Origin of the sequence: Clostridium sp. LS (genome assembly GCF_002760435.1) — a bacterium.
GTDB lineage: Bacteria > Bacillota > Clostridia > Clostridiales > Clostridiaceae > Clostridium.
Genome location: NZ_AUUU01000086.1, coordinates 1 through 4680, shown reverse-complemented (window position 1 = coordinate 4680; position 4680 = coordinate 1). Strand labels below are relative to the sequence as shown.

Below are 4680 nucleotides of genomic sequence, written 5' to 3'. Positions count from 1 at the left end.
TGATGTATAAGATGGGTCATGAAATGAAGGATAACATGGATCATGGAATGATGTATCATATGGACGATGAAATGAAAGGGCACATGGACCATGGAATGATGTGTCATATAGACAATGAAATGAAGGAGCACATGGATCATGGAATGATGTGTCAAATGGACTATGAAATGAAGGGACACAAGGGTCATGAAATGATGTATAAGATGGACAATGAAATGAAGGAACACATGAATCATGGAATGATGTGTCATATGGATGATGAAATGAAAGGGCACATGGACCATGGAATGATGTATCATATGGACAATGAAATGAAGGAGCACATGGATCATGGAATGATGTGTCATATGGATGATGAAATGAAGGAACACATGGATCATGGAATGATGTATCATATGGATGATGAAATGAAAGGGCACAAGGGTCATGGAATGATGTGTCACATGGGTAATGAAATGAAGGGTAACATGGATGATGGAATGATGTGTCACATGGACAATGAAATGAAGGGGCACGTGGATCATGGAATGATGTATCATATGGATGATGATATGATGGATCATATGGAACATGGAACAATAGAGAATATGAAATATGATAATACTGGTGAGTTAGGTGCTCATGCAAAAAATAAAAATATAAAAGAATTAGATTATAATAAAATAAATGAAGAAGATGACAAGGAAAATTTACACTTGAAATTTATAATAGTTAGTACGAATAAAATAACTGATTAGTAACAACAAGAGATTTCAAGATTAGAACAGGTTAGTTTGATCAGTTTTTCCAATTAAGAAAACAAGTATTTCCAAATAAGGCTAAGGAACTTTGATAAAATAGATTATTATATCAAAGTTCTTTAATTTTAAATGTTCGGAGATTTTGTTAAGTATCTTATAATTATTATACATAGGGAATTAATGGTATGATATCTAACGTAATGAATCTAAGATTCCTAAAGGCATAATTATAAATTTAATTAGGTAAAAGGAATAAACAGAAAAGCTTGAAAAGTTTTTGGGGAAAATATAGTATTTAATATATAAATTTAGGAATAATAAAATTTATATATTAAAAGGAAGTGAATCATAATGAGAACAGTTACGTGGGTTTTAGTTGTTGCAGCTGCTATAAGATTAGGGATAATAGGCTTCTTTGGAGATGATTTTATAGGAGTTGTTTTCGGTTCTGCACCTGTAGCATTTTCATGGGTAGATAGAGTAATCTGTGGAATAGTAGGTATAGCAGGAATATATGCAATTTACCTTTTATTCAAGGGACCAACTAATGAGGTAGTCTAGTAGAACAAGTGAAATTTCTTGATTATTAAAAGAATAATAGTAAACGCTAGTCATATAAAAGGATAATGAGAGATTCTATTTAATGAATACTTTGCAGAAAAGGCTGCATATTGGACTGTAATTCCAATATGTGGCCTATTTTCATATGTATGTAGCGTATCCTGTCCTAAATTCTATCAAGAAAAATTTTTATATTCATTAAAATATTTATCTTGTAACGAATATTACATTGGCATACAATGTAAGTAATTAAATTTATAATATAATTATGTACTAATAAATTTTATGGAAGTGAGTATATTGAATTTTATAATAGATTTATTTAATCATTATGGATATATAGTGCTATTTGTAAGCTTATTGTTAGAACTAATAGCATTTCCTTTGCCTGGGGAGCCTCTTATGACTTACTGTGGGTATATTATTTATACTAATAAAATGAGCTGGTCTATCAGCATTATAGTAGCTAGTGTTGGAACAATAACAGGTATTACTATATCCTATTTTATTGGAAAAGTATTAGGAACAAGTTTTTTTGAGAAACATGGCCACTATATTCATTTGGATAAGAAAAGAATAGATAAGACTTCAAAGTGGTTTCAAGAATATGGTAATAAATTGTTGTTAATGGCATATTTTATTCCGGGAATAAGACACGTTACTGGGTATTTTTCTGGCATGACAAAGATATCATATAAAAAATTTGCAGTTAGTGCATATATAGGCGCCTTCATATGGACCACTACTTTTATCTCATTAGGAACTATTCTTGGTGCTAATTGGGAAAAGTATCATAGTTTGCTAAAAAGGTATTTAGTAATAATAAGTGTAATAATTGCTATGATTATAGTGATTGTATATATTTATAGAAATTATAAGCAAAGGATTCAAGAATGGGTTATAATCATATTGAAAAATAGTTTAAAGATATTTCATTCTTTTGGAGAAATAAAAGTATTAATTGCAGGAATAGCAGCATTGTTATTAATATTTTCTGCTCTTATAATAGGTATTATTCAAGACTATATAGCAAATGAGTTTGGAGAATTTGATGAAATAGGAAAGTATGTAGTAGGACGTATTTTTGATGAAAGATGGAACAATTCTATGAAAATATTTAATAGTATGTCAAACATCTATATTTTATCAATGGTAGTAGTAATTACGGGAATTTGGATATTTCTAAAAAGTATTAATAAAGCGAGAGAAATGCAGTTTTTACTTATATCTTCTCTAGGCGGAAAATTGTTAGATATAACATTAAAGAATGTATTTCATAGATTAGGACCGCCAGGGAATATATATACTTTTCCAAGTAGTGAAGTTTTAATGTCTGTCATAGTATATGGTTTTTTTGTATATATGATGTTAAAAAAGAGTAAAAAAGCACTGATTAACTCAATAATAATAGGAACATATTTAAGTATTTGTTTTCTTATCGGATTAAGTGCTGTCTATTTTAACCTACAATATCCTAGTGATGTTGCAGCAGGCTTTGAATTTGGAATGGTGTGGTTAAGTCTATCTATTGTATTGTTGGAAGTCTATGGAGTATTGCCAAAGCTTGAAGATATTTAAATAAATTTTTATAAAAAATTACGTTAATAGCGCAACCTAATTTTTTTTATTACGTGTAATAAGTGACTGTAAGTTTAAAATATTTTACAAAAAATCGCTCAAGTGATAAGGAAATAATTATTGTTCTAAATGTGATTATAAAATATAAATAAAAAAGTTAGGTTTAAAATGCAACCTAACTTTTTTTATACGTGTAATACAGGAACAATATTTGGTACCTTAAGGGGATTTAGAATTTATACTCTGATATCGGCATAACTAATTACTTTTTAAAGAATGTATTTGTAGTTAATTGGAAGTATATTTTGGATTCTACTAAAATATCTTCATAAAATCTTTACAAATATTTTGTATTATTAAATATAAAATAAAAAGATTAAATGTCTTGATTAGGAGAAGAGAGCAATGGGATTTAAAACAATAATAAAACTTATGGATATAAAAACCCTTGTTGCAGGATTAGTTCCTGTAATTTTGGGGTCAGTTTATTCAAAATATGCTTTTGGAAAGTTAAATATCGTGTACCTTATATTATTAGCAATTGCTATGATATTGATTCAAAGTGCTACTAATATGATTAATGACTACTTTGACTATAAACGTGGAGCAGACAGTAATAAGAGTGGGAATGAAAAAGCTTTAGTTAGTGGTGAAACCACATCTAAACAAGTATTATTTATAATAGTCTTATACCAGTTTATTGCTCTTATGATTGGTATTTTTTTAGCTAGCCAAACAAGTTATTACATTTTACTAGTTGCTGTAATAGGCGGTCTTATTTCAATTTTATATGCATTTGGTCCTTTGCCTATTTCATATACCCCATTTGGAGAGATTATATCTGGCGTTACTATGGGAATTGGTATAACAAGTACAGTGATTTATATTCAATCAGGAATAATTAATTTAAATACAATTTTAGTTGCAGTTCCTACAGCATTATTTATTGGTACTATACTGCTAACTAATAATTTAAGTGATATGGAAGAGGATAGGGAAGCTGGGAGAAAAACACTGCCTATTATTATAGGTATAAAAAATGCAGAGAAGCTATGGATTATTAGTGTAATAATGTTATTTGTATTAACAGTTTGTTTAGTGCTAATACATGTTTATCCTATAGTTGTATTAGTACCTATAATTTTAGTATATCCTTATAAATCGATTCGTAGTTTTTTATCCTACGAAAAAAGTATTCATACAAAAGGCAGAAGTATGGGACTTATAGGCCAGGTTGGATTAAAATATCATTTAGGTGTAATGATTGGATTACTAATAGGTATCATAATGTAAAAAGTTATTATGTGTGCAGTATTAAGATTTAGAGTTTATTCGATTTGAAATTATAAAAATTCTATGAATATGCAAAAGGGTCAAATGTTATAAGCAATATAGCACTTGCCCCTTTTAGTATTATAAAAAAGTTTTTATAAATATACTATTTTCATAATTGCTTCATAATTGAGTAGTAAAATAAGCATATAAACAAGAAGAGAATCAAAGGAGCGATATAGATGAAAAAGAAAATTATGATTCTAGCATTAGCAGGTATATTAACTGTAGGCGGCATGTCACTTGCATATGCGGCAGGCAACAATAATATAGGTTCTAATAAATTTAATGGACAAATGATGAATGTGCAAAATAGTGAGACTAAACTATCATCTAATTATAGAGGAACAATGATGAGTATGATGGGGCTTGGAGCTCAATCAGATGATAACATCAATAAAATGATTGAACTGATGAAAGAGAATGGCTTTACTGATGAAGCAAATGCTATGGAAAATAAAGATTTTGA

General features: G+C 28.8%; 3 protein-coding genes and 2 pseudogenes. All 5 read left to right on the top strand.

Annotated features, from left to right (window positions below):
* Positions 1-737, top strand: a pseudogene (locus COL3_RS29380) (hypothetical protein); the annotation flags it as partial.
* Between the two features lie 354 nt (positions 738-1091).
* Positions 1092-1301 carry a DUF378 domain-containing protein gene (locus COL3_RS18570; protein WP_008429905.1) on the top strand — a complete coding sequence of 70 codons (210 nt, stop codon included), beginning with the start codon at positions 1092-1094 and terminating at the stop codon, positions 1299-1301.
* A 285-nt stretch (positions 1302-1586) separates the two neighbouring features.
* Entirely contained in the window at positions 1587-2879 is a 1293-nt protein-coding gene (locus COL3_RS18565; protein ID WP_099716686.1) for a VTT domain-containing protein, read from the top strand.
* Positions 2880-3284: 405 nt separating this feature from the next.
* Entirely contained in the window at positions 3285-4172 is an 888-nt protein-coding gene (locus COL3_RS18560; RefSeq protein WP_008429901.1) for a prenyltransferase, read from the top strand.
* Positions 4173-4393: 221 nt separating this feature from the next.
* Positions 4394-4680: pseudogene (locus COL3_RS18555) on the top strand (hypothetical protein); the annotation flags it as partial.

Bases quoted from the DNA above. Each gene is read 5' to 3' on its own strand.
- COL3_RS18565 (WP_099716686.1), top strand. From the start codon at position 1,587: ATGGAAGTGAGTATATTGAATTTTATAATAGATTTATTTAATCATTAT.
- COL3_RS18570 (WP_008429905.1), top strand. From the start codon at position 1,092: ATGAGAACAGTTACGTGGGTTTTAGTTGTTGCAGCTGCTATAAGATTA.
- COL3_RS18560 (WP_008429901.1), top strand. From the start codon at position 3,285: ATGGGATTTAAAACAATAATAAAACTTATGGATATAAAAACCCTTGTT.